Here is a 16,811-nt window from a genome sequence, read left to right on the forward strand (position 1 = left end):
CTATAAGCACCATGGAGTGTTGCGATGAGCCCAGCGAAACCGGTCACAGGTTTGATTCTTTCCGGCGGCGGGGCTCGGGCGGCGTATCAGGTGGGGGTGCTGGCGGCGATTGCCGAGCTGCTGCCGTTGGGCGCCGACAATCCGTTTCCGGTGATCGTCGGCACCTCGGCCGGGGCGATCAACGCGGTCAGTCTGGCCAGCGGCGCTACGGATTTTCGCGCCGCCATCGAACGCCTGACCCTGTTCTGGCAGGGCTTTCGCAGTCATCGCGTGCTGCGCAGTGACTGGCCGGGCGTGATTCGCCAGGCCAGTCGCTTTGTCAGCCACAGCCTGCTCGGCCTCGGTCGCCAACTGCCGGTGGCGCTGCTCAACAGTTCGCCACTGCGCGACCTGCTCAATGAAAAACTCCATATGCCCGGCATCGCCGAGTCCATCGCGCGCAAGCAATTGCACGCGGTGGCGGTGACCGCGTTTGGCTACGAGTCGGGACAAGCGGTGACGTTCTATCAGGGTGGCGGCAAGATTGATTCGTGGTTGCGCCATCGACGCATCGGTGTGCCGACACAATTGTCGGTGGAGCATCTGCTGGCCAGTTCGGCGATTCCGCTGTTGTTCGCGCCGGTGAAAATCGGCGAGGAATATTTCGGTGACGGCGCGGTGCGGCAATCGGCACCGATCAGCCCGGCGTTGCACCTTGGCGCCAGTCGAGTGCTGGTGGTGGGCGTCAGCGGCAACCCGCGCGGGTTCGATCCGGAGCAGCCACTGGAGCGCACCTACACCGGCCAACAGCCGACGCTGGCGCAGATCGGCGGGCACATGCTCAACAGCACGTTCATTGACAGCCTGGAGGGCGATATCGAGCTGCTTAAGCGTCTCAACCAATTTAGCCAGCTCATGCCAGAAGGTACGCCGACTCGCGAGTTGGGTGTGGCGCCGGTAGAGGTGTTGGTGATTTCGCCGAGTCAGCCAATCGATGAGATCGCGGCGCGACACAGGCAGGAATTGCCGGCGGCGTTGCGTTTGTTTTTGCGTGGACCGGGGGCGACCAAGACCAGTGGGGCAGGGGTGTTGAGTTACCTGCTGTTCGAGGCGGGGTATTGCAGCGAATTGATCGATCTGGGGCGGCGCGATGCGTTGGCCAAGCGTGAGGAGCTTTGCCGTTTTCTGGGGATTGCCGAGGCGGTAGTTCCGGCCTGAGATTTGTGGTGTTGCTATCGCGATCGGGCTCACTCCTACGGGGATTTATGTCGTGCGCGCAAACGGCGTCGACAGTGAACCCCCTGTAGGAGCGAGCCTGCTCGCGATGGCGTCCTTGCGGACGCCGCCGGATCAGAAGTGGTACTTGACCAGGAAGCTCGTGGTGCTCTGATTGGTCTTGAACGCACCGGTGTCGTCGATCCCGTACTTGTCTTTCCAGTAGTCGTACTCAACACCGACATACAACTGCTTCTCGCCGAAACTCAGCGCCTTGCCCAGGTCGTATTTGACCTGTGGGTTGAAGTGCAGGTTGGCGTGGTAATCGCCCTTGGAGTTGGAGTCGTTGTCGGTCACCCAATCCATGAAGCCGTCGATCAGGATGTCCGACTTGCCCACCGGGATGGTGTAGGACCAGACCGGGGTGATCTGCCAGACGTTGTCACCGGCGCGTGCACCTTGGGTGTGGCGCTGGTAGAAGTTCAACTGGAAGTAGTCGAAGCCCGGGATGGCCAGGTCGAAGCCCGGACCGATCAGGTACGACTCGGTGTCGCCTTCGCCGAACTCGTAGGTCATCGCCAGCAGAACGTCTTTGATCGGGCCGAACTCGATCTTCTGGTCGAGCACTTTGCCCAGCGAGATGCGCGGGCTGAACTCACCGTAGTAGGTGTTCGGGCCGTTGCTGAAGTCCTTGCCACCGTTGTAGAAGATCTTGTCGAAGAAGAAGAAGTTATCCCCGTACTTCCACGCATCGGCGTGCTCGAAGGTGACGGTCTGCTGGATGCGCGGGTTGACCTGGAAGTCCTTGCCATAGAGGTAGGTCAGGCTGTTGTTCTGCCATTGCAGCAGGCCTTCGGCCATGGCCTGCCCCCCGGCCAACATCGATCCCGCGAGCATCAGGCTGGTGCACATACGTTTCATTCGGTTGCTCCCAAAGTAGGTGTTCCACATTTATTTTTTTAAGATCGGCGCTCTGGTGTGGCGCCTTTTTTCGTTGCTGCAAAAGTCATCCGATCGGTCAGCTTCGCTATCGATAGCAAGAGCTGGGCCAACGCTTGCAGAAAGCAAAAAAACGCCCGTTCGGCTGCTGAAAAACAGTCGATTGAGCGTGTTTTCGGGATGTCTCGGTACTGGCCGGGGCCGGGATAAGTTGGCTTTTCGGTCAGGAATTAAATCCGGGCTTTTTTTTAGACCGAATTCAAGAGGCCGCGGAGAATACTGACTCCTTGGCCAGCTCTCAAGTGCCCCGCAACAGAGCATCGACGACAGGTATGGGGCACGGTCGCGGGTCATCTTAGAAGTGCACCTTCACCAGCAGGCTGGCGGTGTTCTGATGGGTGTCGAGGTTGCGGCTGTTTTCGACCCCATATTTATTTTTCCAATAGCTGTACTCAGTGCCTACGTACAACTGCTTATGACTCCAGCCAAGGGCTTTGCCGAGGTCATATTTGATCTGCGGATTGATGTGCAGGTTGGCGTGGTAGGTGCCGCGCGAGTTCTCGTCGTTGTCGACCACCCAGTCCAGATAACCATCGATCAGCAGATCGGAATTGCCCACCGGAATGCTGTACGACCAGCCGGGGGTGATTTGCCAGACGCCATCACCGGGACGCGGTCCTTCGGTCTGGCGGCGGAAGATATTGAGGGTGACGTAATTGAAGCCCGGCACTTTCAGATCGAATCCCGGGCCGATCAGATAGGCCTCGCTTTCGCCTTCCCCGTACTCGTAGGTCATCGCCAGCAGCACGTCTTTGATCGGGCCGAACTCGATTTTCTGATCGAAGATCTTGCCGAACGAAAAACGCGGAGTGAATTCGCCGTAGAAGGTGTGCGGCCCTTTGTTGCGGTCTTCCTGGCCGTTGTAGAAGATCTTGTCGACGAACAGGAAGTTGTCACCGTACTTCCACTTGTCAGCATGTTCGAACGTCACCGTCTGCTGAATCGACGGGTTGATCGCGAAATTCTTGCCGTACAGATAGCTCAGGCTGTTGGTCTGCCACAGCAATAAATCGCCGGCCATGGCCTGGGATGCGGCCAGCAGGCCACCGCTCAACAGCAGGTTGGTGTGCGTGCGAATCATCTGTTGCTCCCTCTTGTTTTTATTGTTTGAGGCGCAGAGCTGCTTTCCCCTGTGGGAGCGAGCCTGCTCGCGAAAGCGGTGTATCAGTCAACGAGAGTGTTGAAGCTGATGACGTCTTCGCGAGCAGGCTCGCTCCCACAAGAGGCTATCGGTGTTGCTGTTAATGCGGGTGTGCGTGGCAGTCGTTGATCGCTGCGCGCTCTTTGCCGCCAAGAATGTTGAACAACAGGTTCAGCGTCAGCGCACTGAGCGTGGCCATGGCGATACCGCTGTGGGTGATCGGGCTCATCCACATCGGCAGGTGGGCGAAGAATTCCGGACGCACCACCGGGATCAGGCCCATGCCGATGCTCACTGCCACCAGCAACTGATTGCGGCGGTCACCGATGTCGGCTTCTTGCAGGATTTTGATCCCGGTTGCGGCGACCATGCCGAACATCGCGATCGCCGCACCGCCCAAGACTGCCGGTGGGATCGAGGCCACCAGGAACGCCGCTTTCGGCAGCAGGCTGAGCATGATGAGCAAGCCGCCGGCGACGATGGTCACCGAGCGGCAGCGCACGCCGGTCATCTGCACCAGGCCGATGTTCTGGGCGAAAGAAGAGTGGGTGAAGGTGTTGAAGAACCCGGCAACGAACGAGGCGCCGGCATCGCACAGCAAGCCGCGACGCAGCATGCGCGGGCAGACTTCCTGGCCGGTGATCTTGCCCAGCGCCAAGAACATCCCGGTGGACTCGACGAAGATGATCACCACCACCAGGCACATCGACAGGATTGGTGCGAGTTCGAATTTCGGCATGCCGAAGTGCAGCGGGGTGACGAATTGAATCCATGGCGCGTTAGCCATGCCGCTGAGGTCGACCATACCGATGGCGCCGCACAGCAGGTAGCCGAAGCACATGCCGATCAACACGGAAATGTTGACCCAGAACCCACGCATGAAGCGGTGGATCAGCAAGATGGTGCCCAGCACCAGGGCGGCGATGGCCAGATAAATCGGCGAGCCGAATTGCGCAGCGGCGGCACCGCCACCGGCCCAATTCACGGCCACGGGGAACAGCGACAATCCGATCGAGGTGATGACCGTGCCGGTCACCAGAGGCGGGAAGAAGCGTACGACCTTGGACATGAACGGCGCGATGATCATGCCGAAGAAACCGGCGGCGATCGTGGCGCCGAAGATCCCTTGCAGACCGATACCGGGCATCCCGGCCATGGCGACCATGCTGCCCACGGCGGCAAAACTGGCGCCCATCATCACCGGCATGCGAATGCCCATCGGGCCGATGCCCATGGACTGCACGATGGTGGCGATACCGGCGACCAGCAGGTCGGCGTTGATCAGGAAGGCAATTTCTTCACGACTCAGGCCAGCGGCCTGTCCAATGATCAGCGGCACCGCGATGGCGCCACCGTACATCAGCAGAACGTGTTGCAAACCGACCAGGATCAGTTGCAAAAGGGGCAATCGCTGAATGGCGGGTGCGTCGGGGATGCGCGCTTTGGACAGCTCGGACATGCAACACCTCGGATCTTTTTTATTCTTGTGATTAACAGCTGCCGGGTTGCTCACAGCTGTTTCTTTGCATCAGATAAAACGCGTTGGGGCCAATCGCTGGCAAGCCAGCTCCCACAGGATTCAGGTAATCCCTGTGGAAGCTGGCTTGCCAGCGAAGCTTTTACTGCTTAGTTGGTCTGGGCTCCCTGGGCGATCCATGCACCGATCAGGTCACGTTCCTGCTGGGTCATCTGCGTGATGTTGCCCAGTGGCATGATCTGCGTAGTGATGGCTTGCGCCTGGATCCGCGCCGCGTTCTGGCGGATCTGCTCAGGGGTGTCGAGCATCACCCCGGCCGGGGCGGCGCTGAACAGCGGGCTGGTCGGTTTCGCCGAGTGGCAAACCGTGCAACGCTCTTGAATCACGTTGTGCACTTTGTCGAAGCCAGGCCCTGCGTTGGAGGCTTGCGCCGGCGCTGCTGCAGGTTCGGCAGGGGCTGCCGGTGCCGCTTCAGCTGGTTTCGCGCCACCACCCAGTGCCGTTTCCGGCAGCGGCTGGTACTCGATTTTCGCTGGTGCCTTGGCCACTTCCGGAGCTGTCGACATCGGCGTTGGGCCGGTGACGTAAGCCAGGCTGATCATCCCGACGGCTGCGACAGGCAGCGTCCAGGCAAACTTGTGGCTGTCATGACGGGTATTGAAGTAGTGACGCACCAACACTGCAAACACTGCGATCCCGGCCAGGATCAACCAGTTGTACTGGCTGCCGTAAGTGCTCGGGAAGTGGTTGCTGATCATGATGAACAGCACCGGCAGGGTGAAGTAGTTGTTGTGACGCGATCGCAGTAGGCCTTTGGCTGGCAGCGCCGGATCGGGCGTGCGGTTTTCGGCAATCGCGGCGACCAGTGCGCGCTGCGCCGGCATGATGATGCGGAACACGTTGCCGACCATGATGGTGCCGATGATCGCGCCGACGTGCAGGTACGCACCACGACCGCTGAACACCTTGCTGAAGCCATACGCCGCGGCAATGATCAGCACGAACAGGATGAAACCGAGCAGGGCAGGGCGTTTGCCCAGAGCGGAGTCGCACAGGAAGGAGTAGATGAACCAGCCGAGGAACAGCGAGCCGATACCGATGGCCACGCCTTCAGGGCCGCTCAGCGTGCTGCCCGGAGCCAGCAGGTAAAGCGTCGGATTGTAGTAGAACACCACGCACAGCAGCGCGATCCCCGACATCCAGGTGAAGTAGGCTTCCCATTTGAACCAGTGCAGGTTCTCCGGCATTGCCGGCGGGGCCAGTTTGTATTTTTCCAGGTGGTAGATACCGCCGCCATGAATCGCCCAAAGATCACCGGCCAGACCGGTTTTCGGGTTGACGCGGTTGAGGTTGTTCTCCAGCCAGACGAAGTAGAACGACGCGCCGATCCAGGCCACGCCAGTGATCATGTGAACCCAGCGCACGCTCAGGTTCAGCCATTCCAACAGATGTGCTTCCACAGTCTTTACCTCTCGCCTGTCACCCTTGTTGTCGGGTGATCAGACCTTCTCTTATTGGTGGGGGGCGAGGATCAAACGTTCATCCTCTTTGAAAAAATGCTCATCGCAGTTATTGCCTGTGCCACTGCGATCAACCACCAGGAAGTCATCCCGCTTTTCGATCGTCAGCACCGGGTGGTGCCAGACGCCGCGATGGTAATTGATGCCCTGCCTGCCGTTGGTGACGAAGGCGCGGACCAAGCCTGATACAGGTTCATCGCCAAGTGGCGCGACCACGATCAGAAAGGGGTTGCCGAGCAGCGGAATGAAAGCCTGGCTGCCCAGCGGATGGCGTTCCAGCATGCAAACGGTCAGCGGCATGTCCTGCGCGTCGGCGCGGAAGATGCTGATGATCGCGTTGTCCTCAGGCTGGGCGGTTTCGACCGTCGCCAGTTTGTGGAAGCGCATGGTCGAACCGTTGTTGATCATGAAGTGATCGCTGCCGTCGGTTTCGATCACGTCACCGAAGGGGGCGAAAGCTTCTTTGGTCAGCGGTTCAATCGTCAGTGTGCGCATGCTGTTCTTCTTATCCGAATTCGTTATCGATTCACTGTATTTCCCAGTAGGAGCTGGCGAAGCCTGCGATCTTTTGACTTTGTTTTTAAGATCAAAAGATCGCAGCCTGCGGCAGCTCCTACAGGCTCAGCATTACTTCGCGACCTTGCCCAGTACGCGCAGGCGACTCACACCACCATCCGGGAACACGTTCAGGCGGATGTGGGTAATCGGGCCCAACGCCTTGATCTGCTCGGCGAAGGTGTGTTCGGCGTGCATTTCCAGTTTCTGTGCCGGCAACAGTTCACGCCAGAACAGCGACTGGGTTTCGATCTGGCTGTCGGTGCCGCCTTTCACGAAGGCACCCTGGATCGAGCAAGTGTCCGGGTAGTTGCCCTTGAAGTGCAGGGTGTCGACGATGATTTTTTCGATCTCGCCCGGGTGACCCAGCGCGACGATCACCCAGTCATTGCCCGGGGTACGACGACGTGCAGTTTCCCAGCCGTCGCCCATGTTGATGCCACGGCCCGGGTTGAGGATGTTGCTCATGCGGCCGAAGTGTTCGTCGGAGCAGGCCAGCGCACGGCCACCGTTCAGAGCAGCCGCCAGGTCAACCTGTTCGTTGTCGCCAACAGCCGACCAGTCGCGGAACGGAATGCCGTACACGCGCAGACGAGCAACACCGCCGTCCGGGTAGATGTTGAAGCGCAGGTGGCTGAAGGCTTTGTCGTTGCTGATTTCGTGGTAGTGATGGCTGTTGCCTTGCAGCTCGACAGCCGACAGCACTTCAGTCCACTGGGTGTTTTCGTCAGGCTCGCCCGAGGCCAGGAAGCACGCTTCCAGCGAGGCCGATGGCGGGAAGTTGCCGGTGAAGAATGAAGTATCGATGTCCACGCCTTTGATCGAGCCCGGTACGCCCAGGCGAATCACCGCGCTGTCGAAGCCTTCGAAGCGCTTGCGGCGCGACTCCCAGCCGTCCATCCACTTGCCGTTGTCATCGAACACGCCCTCCTTCCACACGGCCGGGGTCGGTTGGAACAGACGATTGGCGTCTGCGAACCAGTCATCGGTGACCGAGATGATTTTGGTGCCCAGACGGGCATCGGCCAGGTTGACGAATTTTTCGAAAGGTACGGCGTAAGCTTTCATTCTTCTTGTCTGCCTTTAAATAAGTGGCTGGGGATGCTTGCAAGACCCTGGGTGCTCTCCGCGTCTGATGCACTCGGGTCAGGCTTCGCTAAAGAGTCAGTAAACGGAACAGGGCGATCTTGTTGATCTCCGCCAGCGCGCATTTGAATTCGGTGTCGACCGAGTTGTGAATGCGCGTTTCGAACGCCGCGAGGATCTGATGCCGGTTGCTGCCTTTTACCGCCATGATGAAGGGAAACTCGAACTTGGCTTTGTAGGCGTCGTTCAGCTCGGTGAAGCGCTGGAACTCTTCGGCCGTGCATTGGTGAATACCGGCGCCAGCCTGTTCATTGGTGCTGGCTTCGGTCAGTTGGCCCTGGACGGCGGCTTTGCCGGCCAGGTCCGGGTGAGCGTTGATCAGTGCCAGTTGACTGGCGTGATCGGCGCTCAACAGGATGTCGCTCATGCGCTGGTGCAGGGTCTCGATCTCGTCGATCGAGGCATCTGCGCCCAGGTCGTAGGCCTTCTCGGCCACCCATGGCGAATGTTCGTAGATATCGGCGAAGGCGTTGACGAAGGCGTCGCGGCTCAGGGTCGACGGTTGCAGGGTTTGAAAGCGGCTCATTGGGCGGCCCCTTGGTACGGGTGGGTTTCGTGCCAGTGACGCGCAATGTCGACGCGACGGCTGAACCACACCTGTTCATGACTTTTGGCATATTCGATAAAGCGCTTGAGCGAAGCGAGGCGACCCGGACGGCCGATCAGTCGGCAGTGCAGACCGATCGACAGCATCTTCGGTGCTTCTGCGCCTTCGGCGTAAAGCACGTCGAATGCATCTTTCAGGTATTCGAAGAAGTCGTCACCCTTGTTGAAACCCTGCACCTGAGTGAAGCGCATGTCGTTGGTGTCGAGGGTGTAAGGGATCACCAGATGCGGCTTGCCGGTGGGGTTGTTCGGTTCCCAATAGGGCAGGTCGTCGTCATAGGTGTCGCAGTCGTAGAGGAAACCACCTTCTTCCATCACCAGGCGACGGGTGTTCGGGCCGGTGCGGCCGGTGTACCAGCCCAGTGGGCGCTCGCCGGTCAGTTCGGTGAGGATGCGGATCGCTTCGAGCATGTGCTCGCGTTCCTGCGCTTCGTCCATGTACTGGTAGTCGATCCAGCGGTAGCCGTGGCTGCAGATCTCGTGGCCAGCCTCGACCATCGCGCGGATCACGTCCGGGTGACGCTGGGCGGCCATGGCCACGGCGAAGATGGTCAGCGGAATGTCGAATTCCTTGAACAGTTTCAGAATCCGCCACACGCCTGCACGGCTGCCATACTCGTAAAGCGATTCCATGCTCATGTTGCGTGCGCCTTGCAGCGGCTGAGCAGCAACCATTTCAGAGAGGAAGGCTTCGGATTCTTTGTCACCGTGCAAAATGTTGCGCTCGCCGCCTTCTTCGTAATTGAGTACGAAGGACAGGGCGATGCGGGCATTGCCCGGCCAGTGTGGGTGAGGAGGGTTACTGCCGTAACCGATCAGGTCGCGTGGATAGTCAGCGCTCACTGCAGTCTTCCTTCTTATTCGTTGACAGGTTGTGTAACGGCCTGGCGGTGAGATTGCAGGCTGGCGTCACAGCGATGGGCTGATTGTATACAACTTTATTCGCAATTTGTAAGCCTGAATTTTCGCATTTTTCACCGACTACCATCTTTTGCTGTTAATGGCGTGAGCCTGCAAGAAACCTGCCTGACCAGTCAGCTAATGGATGGGAGGTTCAATGAACAGGCGCTTTGCTTGCAGATCCGCAAGAAACGCCCGGGTGGCGGGGGTGAGGTGAAAAATGTCATTTTTATTGTGTACAATTTTTTTGAAAAGTGTCTTAATCAGTCGCTCGCCGCAACTTTTCGTGCTCCGAATCGGTGCGGTCTCCTTTTCAACTGACTTCGGGAGGCGCGAAGTCTGACTGCTCTTTGCAGCCAGGCGCGCAGAATCAATGGGACGTTTGACTACACACGTTTTGGACGCTGCACACGGTTGCCCTGGCAGCTCGATCAAGGTCGAGTTGTACCGCGTTGAAGGTTCGCAACTGGAATTGGTCGCCAGTGCGACAACCAACAGCGATGGCCGGGTCGATGCGCCGCTGCTGCAAGGCGATGACTACCGTACCGGGGTTTATCAGGTGCAGTTCCACGCCGGCGATTACTACCGTGCCCGTGGTGTGCAACTGCCGGAGCCGGCATTTCTGGATGTGGTCGTACTGCGTTTCGGCATCTCTGCCGAGCAGGATCACTACCACGTACCACTTTTGATCTCGCCTTACAGCTATTCCACGTACCGGGGCAGCTGACCCCCAAGCAGCTGCCCTACCGGGAAGCGACTGCGCATATAGCTTCTTTGGTCTTTCGCCCGCTCACACTGCGGGCTTTTTTTATTTCAGTGATGACGTACGACTAATAGTCAGTTGTCAGGCAACGCCAGCTTGAACACGTCTGGCAGTTGGTCCTTGCAACGGCCAAAGACCTCCAGTTGGGAATACGTTATTTCTCGAGCCTTGTCACTGTCCAGGATCCATTTGCGGTCTGGCATGCTGTATTTCAGTCTTCCTCGGCTGCCATCACTCATAGCAATGTGTCGAACGTCGAGAGTGCTTTGCGCAATGGCTGTGAATTCCTCGGGCAAATCAGCGTTGGCATCGATGGGGGGCTCAAAGTATCTGGCGTCCAGGCTGTTGATGTAAATTCGATCAAAGGAGAGATCCACGGTATGAACTACGCCCTTTGGTGCAATGACATAAATCTCATCGATAAGATCCTCTGCACCGTATTGGGGCAAATGCAGGGTAGTTGTTCCGATATACAGTTTGCTGTCTTCTAATGCGATATTGAATTCTACGAGTTTAGTGGCATCGAGATACCAGGTGGAAGAATGGTTCAGTTGGGCGCTGGCAGTGGCCAGCCCCCCCGGCGTTGAAATCCGCAAGACCCTGTTTTCACGTAAATGGATAAGATAGGTTGCCCCCCCACCTTCGATATTATCGATCGCTGTCTGCGCGGAGATAGGCAGTAGCTCGGTGCAGTAAGAAAGATGGTCCAGCTTTAATGCCTGGGTTTCCGGAAGTTCAAAAACAGCATTGTCTTTCATCCGAATCGGGAGGCGGAAGTTGTGGCTGGTCAGCGTATTGCCGTTAACGTTGGGCTTGTAGTGCGCTGGAGGTTTGGCGTAGGCCTCTTCCAGGATAAGGGTATGGGCTTTTCCGTCGCGGAACACCAGCATATATCCATGAGTGGAACGCTTGGCCGCGGCATTTTTAAGAGCGGCCTCCAGTGTCGTTTCTGTGTATTGCCCAACGCCGACGATTTGTACCAGCTTCTTGTCAAAGAAAAACAGGAAATCGCATGAGACATTGATCTTGTCTTTGTCGGCTGCCGGGTTCATTTTTATGGAGGGGGTGGTCGAAAAGGCTGCATGAGCGCTCGTCATTTCGGTGCTGTCGTAGTCAAGGAAAATTCGAGTGCCGTAATAGGCGTCGGGGTGGCTGCCCGTTATGAATTGGGTGTGCTGGCTGAATCGCTGGACGTAATAGTTGGTGTTCTGAAGGGAAGGAACATGACACACAGGCTCGTAGACTATAGTGGTTCTTTCAGGGCGTCCCACTTTTATGATTTCGGCACTTATTCCAAAAACCTTATGACCATGGTTTTCAATTTTTTCAGGCAGGTCGGGTTTTAAGTAGTAGCCATCCCTGGTGATGATGGTTAATTTGTTATTGTTCAACACCAGATGGTTTCCGGAGATGTTGTACACATCGTCGATGCTGATGGTGCTTTCACGTCCGTAGTGGAAGTCATAATTCACTGTGATGTTAAGGCGGTTCAGACGCACCTCCCATTTAACAATTTGATCCATTCTCCAACCCAGGGAGATATAGCTCTCGTCTGCACCGTCTTCGGTAATCAGTACCGAGCCCTCTGCGAGGGCTACGTGATAAAAATCCGTTCCAGCTTCACCGAACGCGTCTGCGTCGTTTTTGAGCAGGTAAATCGTGTCGTTGCCATCCCCGGCATTGATTTTGTCCGCGCCCCTCGATGTGATCACGTTGGACTCTCTGGTACCCGTGACAATGCTTTTTCCATCACTGAGCGTCTGAACGTTCTCAATGCTTTCGAGCAGTGCCTTGAAAGAATAACGCTCTCCATCCTCAACAGCCGGATCCGGATTCGGTGTGTAGATTTGCAGGGTTCCCGCAGCCAGATCGATATCAAATCCACTGCCGTCACCGTGATACGTCTGCTTGCCATCCAGAATCAATGTGTCGCTGCCCGCGCCGCCTTTCAGTCTGGAGAACTCGGTACTTCCGATATTTAGCCTGACCACGTCCTGCGCATTTTGCGCAACGAACTTGTCATCTTTATCACCCCCCGTCAGATCCTTGATGCCTTCTGCGTAATAAAAGGCATTGGGTTTTTTCTCCACACCCGTGACCGTATCCTTGCCGTCACCGATCAGCCACAAGATGCCTTTATCTTCCCCTGGAGTGCCCAGCACGGCGCCGGGTGTTTCAGCGGTGACGCCGTCTCGCGCGTCAATCGTATCGTCAAGACCGACGACCTCGGGGACGTAGACGATCGGCATGGTTTCCACGCCCCACCAGTGCTTTACCCGTTCACGTCTTTTCTTGAGGCGGTCTTCATAACGGCCATGCACGACAGCTTCGATGGTGTCCTTCTGAGTCTCGTCGAGTAATTTCCTGGCCGTCGTTTGCAACCGTTTGGCCGTTTCGATTTTGGCTTTGGCCAGTTCGTAGCGATTCTTGATGTTCTGATCGATATCCATTAACGGGACAAACGAGAACCAGCCAGTACGCCAGCGTTCTTCAACGGTGAGCTCAATGTAATCGTCGATTTCATCCACCATGCGTACAGCACCATAGATCTGTGATCCGATGGCCATGAGTGCGCCAGCCGCCAGGCCGACGGGCCCAGCGAACGAAAAACCGGCCAGGGCTGCGGCGCCCAGAATGACCGTCATGGCGGCGCTGGCGACGTTCAGACCGGCGCTGACGTAATGATCCATGGCTTCTTTGCCGGTCTTATTGCTGGCGGCGTTGAATTCTCTGACGGCACTGTAGATATCGAATGGTAGCGTCAGTGCGCCCCCGATAAGTCCGCCTGAACGACCCAGCCTGATCCCGGCCCGGGTTTTAGCGAAATCCTTCAAAGCGCCACTGCCAGCCTCGATCATGCGCTGACCGGCTTTGGTAACAGCGATGTCGGTGATAATCGAACCGACCTCCGTACCAATGCCGATGCTGTTAAAGATGATTTCATCCTTGTCATTCTTTTTGACGGCATCGTAGATGCCACGAATGCCCATGAAGATGCCAAAGGCCTGAATACCGACGCTGGCACCGATCGTGGAATGGTTTTTGATGATGATCCAGCTAGGGCTGCTTTTGTTTTTTGAATAGGCCAGACGCAGATCCAGGTTCTGGGCCGAGTTCAGAAGGCGCGACATTTTTTGCGAGTAACTGCCTTCCTCGACTTTGACACGTGTTTCTTCCCTTATCACCGGCGGGGCAGTGGGTGGGCGCAGGCAGGCCATTTCGTAAAGCAGGGAGGGCAGTAAATAGTCATCGCCGAAAGTCGACACTTTCATGCGCTTCTCTATTTCGTGGTAACTGAGTTGCAGGGTGTTGAGGAACGATCGGCTGGGCGTTCGAAACTGAGTGTTATGGCCAGTCAGCGGCTGACCATCAATGGTCGCACCCAGTGCGTCCAGGCCTCGACGAGTAATGGTGTAGGGGCCTATCTTGAACGGTCCAAACAAATCGTCGAGCATTTTGAGCTGGCCGGGTTTGCGTCGGCTATTCTCGGGTTCCGGGTTTGCAACACCTTTATTGTAGTCAGGCTCGAAGTCGATCGTCGAAGCAGTTCGGTCATTGGCATGAATAGCATTATCGAAACTTACAATTGTATCGTCTTGGGCGTAGGTGCCAGCAGAAAGTGGGATTGACATTTAAACATCCTTGTTCGGCATTGCAAGTTCTGAGTGGGTGTGGCGTGTGGTGAGCGAGAGAAATATTCTCTCGCTTATTGCGATGGGTTAATGTTGTTGTAACGAATTTGTCGGCTGTCGTTTTGCGTTACTGGCGGCTGGATAAACTAGTCAAATTTTGTAATGACAAGGCTGCCTTGCCCGGAAGAAAGGATATTGAAGCTTCCAAGAAAATAGAAGATCTTATTCTTCTCAACATGTTTTCGCAGGATGAGTGCGTCATTAGGGTTGATTTGGTTTTTTAGTGCTTTTGAATAAACCCAGTCTGTCGGATTTCCCCTGTAAATCCTGCCTTCATGAAAAGGACTGAATAACATGAGGAACAGGCTGTCGACGCCGGTTCGTCTAAACATCAAGGCATCTCTTTGTGTTTGACGAAATGATTCAAATATATCGTAACCTTGATGTTCCAGAACCGCTTTGAATACTGCTCTCGGCGAGCTGCCGTTAATGGCTCTTTTCCACTGTACTGGCAGACGCTGCGAATCAAAGTCGATCCGGTTGAGTCCTCCGGCGGAGAGGGGAGGCATATACATGTAACCTGTCGCGTCTTTCGGCAGCGGGGGCATGAGTGCCAAAGGGTCGATCAAATCCTGACGGGTGGCGTTTTGAACGACGACACGCCTGGATCTTTCTGTCCATTGGTGAAGCGTGTCAAACAAATCATGGAGTCCGTAACCATTCATTTCTTCAGAATGATTGGCTCGGTTGAACATCAGTCGTGCGGTCTCGTTTGCCGAATGCTCCGACATATAAGGAAAAGTATCGGCAACATATTTGGCCAACGGTTTTTTGAATGGATACCCGTCCAAGACCTTCCAGCCAGGCTCTGGGGCGCCGACGTGGTCTTGCCTGATCTTCACCACGCCTCTGGGCTGCAACTCCGGCATGGAAACCAGCATGTGTTCGAAAGCGTCGAAGTGCTCGGCGGCGAAACGTGGGGGTTTGATAAAGGCCAGTGCGTCATCGGCATGTCCCGCTTGAGGGACTATCGGAAAGTGTTTTCCTTCGATTTCGATGGAGTCAATGAATAGAGGCTTTGTGGTGTTCCCCCAATCGCGCCATTCCCTGACAAGGGCATCATCGGCATCGGGCTCTCCATCCATTCGCTGTCGTTTGCTTGTCTCTGCCGTTGCTTCATCAGTGTCAGGTGCTGGCCGGCGATCAGCCGGTAGCACAGTGTCCGCCGCCTTGCGGCGCCATAGATGTGTTCCCGGTATAGGTTCAACCACGGAACCGGAAGGCATCCGCTCTCCAGCGAAGGTTTCTTGATAGTGGCCGAAGGCATTCTTGCGAACCATGACCGTGCCTTCTGGCAGATCGACATAACTTTTCTTGTGCTTGTCATAACGCAGGCCATCCGCTGTGCTGTGTGCACTCGTCAGTAGTGCTGCCAGATTCGGGGGGAGTATGACCGACGCTTGCGACGGCGCACTGGTCAACGCAGGTTGTGTACGGTTTCCCTGCGCCGAAATTCGTGAATACCAGTCTGCCTCGACACGCCAGCGTGATTGCCCTTCGATTTTTCTCAATATCGGCGGCGTCACACCCGGGGCGGTTGGCCAGGGGATCTGATAATCACCGTTGGTATTGAGTTCGGCCCGGTAATAGCCTCCTTCTTCCAGGTGTGCGTAGAGTTCACCTTTTGGGCTCAGGTGAAACCCGTCGATCGACTCATGTGGCTGCAACAGATGGTTCTGCAGGGCCGGCCATGAAATCTCCCTGAGGTTGGTATTCAGATCCGTCATGACGGGATCTGTAATGCGGGTTACAACGATACGCGATGCAATGTCGTCGTTTCCTGCGATGGACAGTGTGGAGGTGTCGGATACTCGATCTCCTCCTGACATGAGGGGGGTGGGAGTATCAATGTTGAAACGGTCGGCCACAATATTATCCTGTACGGGTCTGGATATTTGGGATGTATCGCTGGAATGACTTCCCGATACCGTTTTGGGTGGTTTGGTCATTGAAGTTGACCTCTTATCAAGTACGTTCTATTGGAAAGTGTGGTGCAATTGCTATCAATGGACCCACAGTGAGGAACTGCCGATGTCAATGGTGTGTGCGTGGTATTGTTAAGTTGAAACTACGTCAGCGGTGATTCAGACATCCCTGATAATGACCAGGCTGTCGATCAGGTGAGCTTGTCTTTCCATGTCTTCCATTAGATAGATGACTTTGTTTTGCGCAATTTTTCCTTTAATAGCGAAATGTCGCCAAGTTCATGTTTGTTGATGAAAGCTTTCTTTTAATTCGGAACTTTCCAACGCGGACTTTATAACCAGTCTTGTATTCCTCTCGGGAATAACATCAGGAATACGTGGTCGACGCCCGTTTGCTGAATCATCGACGCATCGCTGTGAAATCTGCGAAAAGAATAGGAAGCGTTGTAGCCTGCATGCCTCAGTAAGCGTGAAAACAACTCTCGTAGTTGTCCTTCGGTGTATCCAGTGGAGCGCCACGCTTGAGGCACTCGATGCCGGTCAAAGTCAATTCGTTGCAGTCCTTTGGCAGACGGCAGTGGCATACGCAGGGAACCATCTGTGTCTTTCGGTATTGGCGGCAGCAGCAACGTCGTTGCCCGAGGGTGTGGAGGTATCGAGGCTCAACCAGAAAATGGCCTTCGTTCTCGCTATCGGTACAGATTCGGCCATCCGGGCTGATGAACAAACCACTGTCGATTTCCAGCGGGATCAACTGATGCAAGCGGTCGGCGGGCCAAGTGATCAAGCGGCGCGCGGTATCAGGCGTGTCCACTGCCGGTGGATGGTTTTTTGCGGGTGAGTCAGGCGTATTGATGCCTGGCTTTTTTGGGGGTGGCTTGGCCATTCAAAAC

13 protein-coding genes are annotated in these 16,811 nt (G+C 56.1%); 2 read left to right on the forward strand and 11 right to left on the reverse strand.

Translation table 11 applies throughout. The features are described 5' to 3' along the window. Positions 1–24 precede the first annotated feature (24 nt). Positions 25–1,197, forward strand: a complete 1,173-nt coding sequence (locus PSH79_RS08715) for a patatin-like phospholipase family protein (RefSeq protein ID WP_305442187.1) — start codon at positions 25–27, stop codon at positions 1,195–1,197. 132 nt (positions 1,198–1,329) lie between these two features. Here PSH79_RS08715 and PSH79_RS08720 read toward each other — a convergent pair whose 3' ends face one another. The 8 genes from PSH79_RS08720 to puuE form a co-directional block, all read right to left on the reverse strand. Beyond that, on the reverse strand, positions 1,330–2,115 hold the full coding sequence (locus tag PSH79_RS08720; RefSeq protein WP_305442188.1) for an outer membrane protein OmpK: 786 nt from the start codon (positions 2,113–2,115) through the stop codon (positions 1,330–1,332). A 373-nt stretch (positions 2,116–2,488) separates the two neighbouring features. Then, positions 2,489–3,274 (reverse strand): outer membrane protein OmpK, encoded by a 786-nt coding sequence (locus PSH79_RS08725; RefSeq protein ID WP_305442189.1) that lies wholly within the window; start codon positions 3,272–3,274, stop codon positions 2,489–2,491. 160 nt (positions 3,275–3,434) lie between these two features. Beyond that, positions 3,435–4,793 (reverse strand): nucleobase:cation symporter-2 family protein, encoded by a 1,359-nt coding sequence (locus PSH79_RS08730; protein ID WP_305442190.1) that lies wholly within the window; start codon positions 4,791–4,793, stop codon positions 3,435–3,437. Positions 4,794–4,960: 167 nt separating this feature from the next. After that, a complete protein-coding gene (locus PSH79_RS08735; protein WP_305442191.1) occupies positions 4,961–6,271 on the reverse strand; it encodes a urate hydroxylase PuuD in 1,311 nt (436 codons plus the stop codon). Positions 6,272–6,322: 51 nt separating this feature from the next. Continuing rightward, positions 6,323–6,826 carry an ureidoglycolate lyase gene (locus PSH79_RS08740; protein ID WP_016982872.1) on the reverse strand — a complete coding sequence of 168 codons (504 nt, stop codon included), beginning with the start codon at positions 6,824–6,826 and terminating at the stop codon, positions 6,323–6,325. 132 nt (positions 6,827–6,958) lie between these two features. Beyond that, positions 6,959–7,954, reverse strand: coding sequence for an allantoicase (gene alc / locus PSH79_RS08745; protein ID WP_305442192.1), 996 nt, complete (start codon positions 7,952–7,954; stop codon positions 6,959–6,961). Between the two features lie 88 nt (positions 7,955–8,042). Continuing rightward, positions 8,043–8,558 (reverse strand): 2-oxo-4-hydroxy-4-carboxy-5-ureidoimidazoline decarboxylase, encoded by a 516-nt coding sequence (uraD, locus tag PSH79_RS08750; protein ID WP_305442193.1) that lies wholly within the window; start codon positions 8,556–8,558, stop codon positions 8,043–8,045. Beyond that, positions 8,555–9,481, reverse strand: a complete 927-nt coding sequence (gene puuE, locus PSH79_RS08755) for an allantoinase PuuE (protein WP_305442194.1) — start codon at positions 9,479–9,481, stop codon at positions 8,555–8,557. The genes uraD and puuE overlap by 4 nt, the downstream gene beginning before the upstream one ends. 430 nt (positions 9,482–9,911) lie before the next feature. Here puuE and uraH point away from each other — a divergent pair, with 430 nt between their 5' ends. Then, positions 9,912–10,265: a hydroxyisourate hydrolase gene (gene uraH / locus PSH79_RS08760; RefSeq protein WP_042558430.1), complete on the forward strand. Its 354-nt coding sequence runs from the start codon at positions 9,912–9,914 to the stop codon at positions 10,263–10,265. A gap of 110 nt (positions 10,266–10,375) precedes the next feature. On the opposite strand, the gene PSH79_RS08765 is transcribed toward uraH, so the two are convergent. The 3 genes from PSH79_RS08765 to PSH79_RS08775 all read right to left on the reverse strand — a co-directional run bounded on the left by PSH79_RS08765 (position 10,376) and on the right by PSH79_RS08775 (position 16,804). Further along, on the reverse strand, positions 10,376–13,933 hold the full coding sequence (locus tag PSH79_RS08765; RefSeq protein WP_305442195.1) for a calcium-binding protein: 3,558 nt from the start codon (positions 13,931–13,933) through the stop codon (positions 10,376–10,378). A 146-nt stretch (positions 13,934–14,079) separates the two neighbouring features. Then, on the reverse strand, positions 14,080–15,942 hold the full coding sequence (locus tag PSH79_RS08770) for a hypothetical protein (RefSeq protein ID WP_305442196.1): 1,863 nt from the start codon (positions 15,940–15,942) through the stop codon (positions 14,080–14,082). Between the two features lie 436 nt (positions 15,943–16,378). Next, entirely contained in the window at positions 16,379–16,804 is a 426-nt protein-coding gene (locus tag PSH79_RS08775) for a hypothetical protein (protein ID WP_305442197.1), read from the reverse strand. Between the last annotated feature and the right edge of the window lie 7 nt (positions 16,805–16,811).

The sequence above is a fragment of the Pseudomonas sp. FP2196 genome (genome assembly GCF_030687715.1).
Lineage (GTDB): Bacteria > Pseudomonadota > Gammaproteobacteria > Pseudomonadales > Pseudomonadaceae > Aquipseudomonas.

Bases quoted from the DNA above. Each gene is read 5' to 3' on its own strand.
- PSH79_RS08715 (WP_305442187.1), top strand. From the start codon at position 25: ATGAGCCCAGCGAAACCGGTCACAGGTTTGATTCTTTCCGGCGGCGGG.
- PSH79_RS08720 (WP_305442188.1), bottom strand. From the start codon at position 2,115: ATGAAACGTATGTGCACCAGCCTGATGCTCGCGGGATCGATGTTGGCC.
- PSH79_RS08725 (WP_305442189.1), bottom strand. From the start codon at position 3,274: ATGATTCGCACGCACACCAACCTGCTGTTGAGCGGTGGCCTGCTGGCC.
- PSH79_RS08730 (WP_305442190.1), bottom strand. From the start codon at position 4,793: ATGTCCGAGCTGTCCAAAGCGCGCATCCCCGACGCACCCGCCATTCAG.
- PSH79_RS08740 (WP_016982872.1), bottom strand. From the start codon at position 6,826: ATGCGCACACTGACGATTGAACCGCTGACCAAAGAAGCTTTCGCCCCC.
- alc (WP_305442192.1), bottom strand. From the start codon at position 7,954: ATGAAAGCTTACGCCGTACCTTTCGAAAAATTCGTCAACCTGGCCGAT.
- uraD (WP_305442193.1), bottom strand. From the start codon at position 8,558: ATGAGCCGCTTTCAAACCCTGCAACCGTCGACCCTGAGCCGCGACGCC.
- uraH (WP_042558430.1), top strand. From the start codon at position 9,912: ATGGGACGTTTGACTACACACGTTTTGGACGCTGCACACGGTTGCCCT.
- PSH79_RS08765 (WP_305442195.1), bottom strand. From the start codon at position 13,933: ATGTCAATCCCACTTTCTGCTGGCACCTACGCCCAAGACGATACAATT.
- PSH79_RS08770 (WP_305442196.1), bottom strand. From the start codon at position 15,942: ATGACCAAACCACCCAAAACGGTATCGGGAAGTCATTCCAGCGATACA.
- PSH79_RS08775 (WP_305442197.1), bottom strand. From the start codon at position 16,804: ATGGCCAAGCCACCCCCAAAAAAGCCAGGCATCAATACGCCTGACTCA.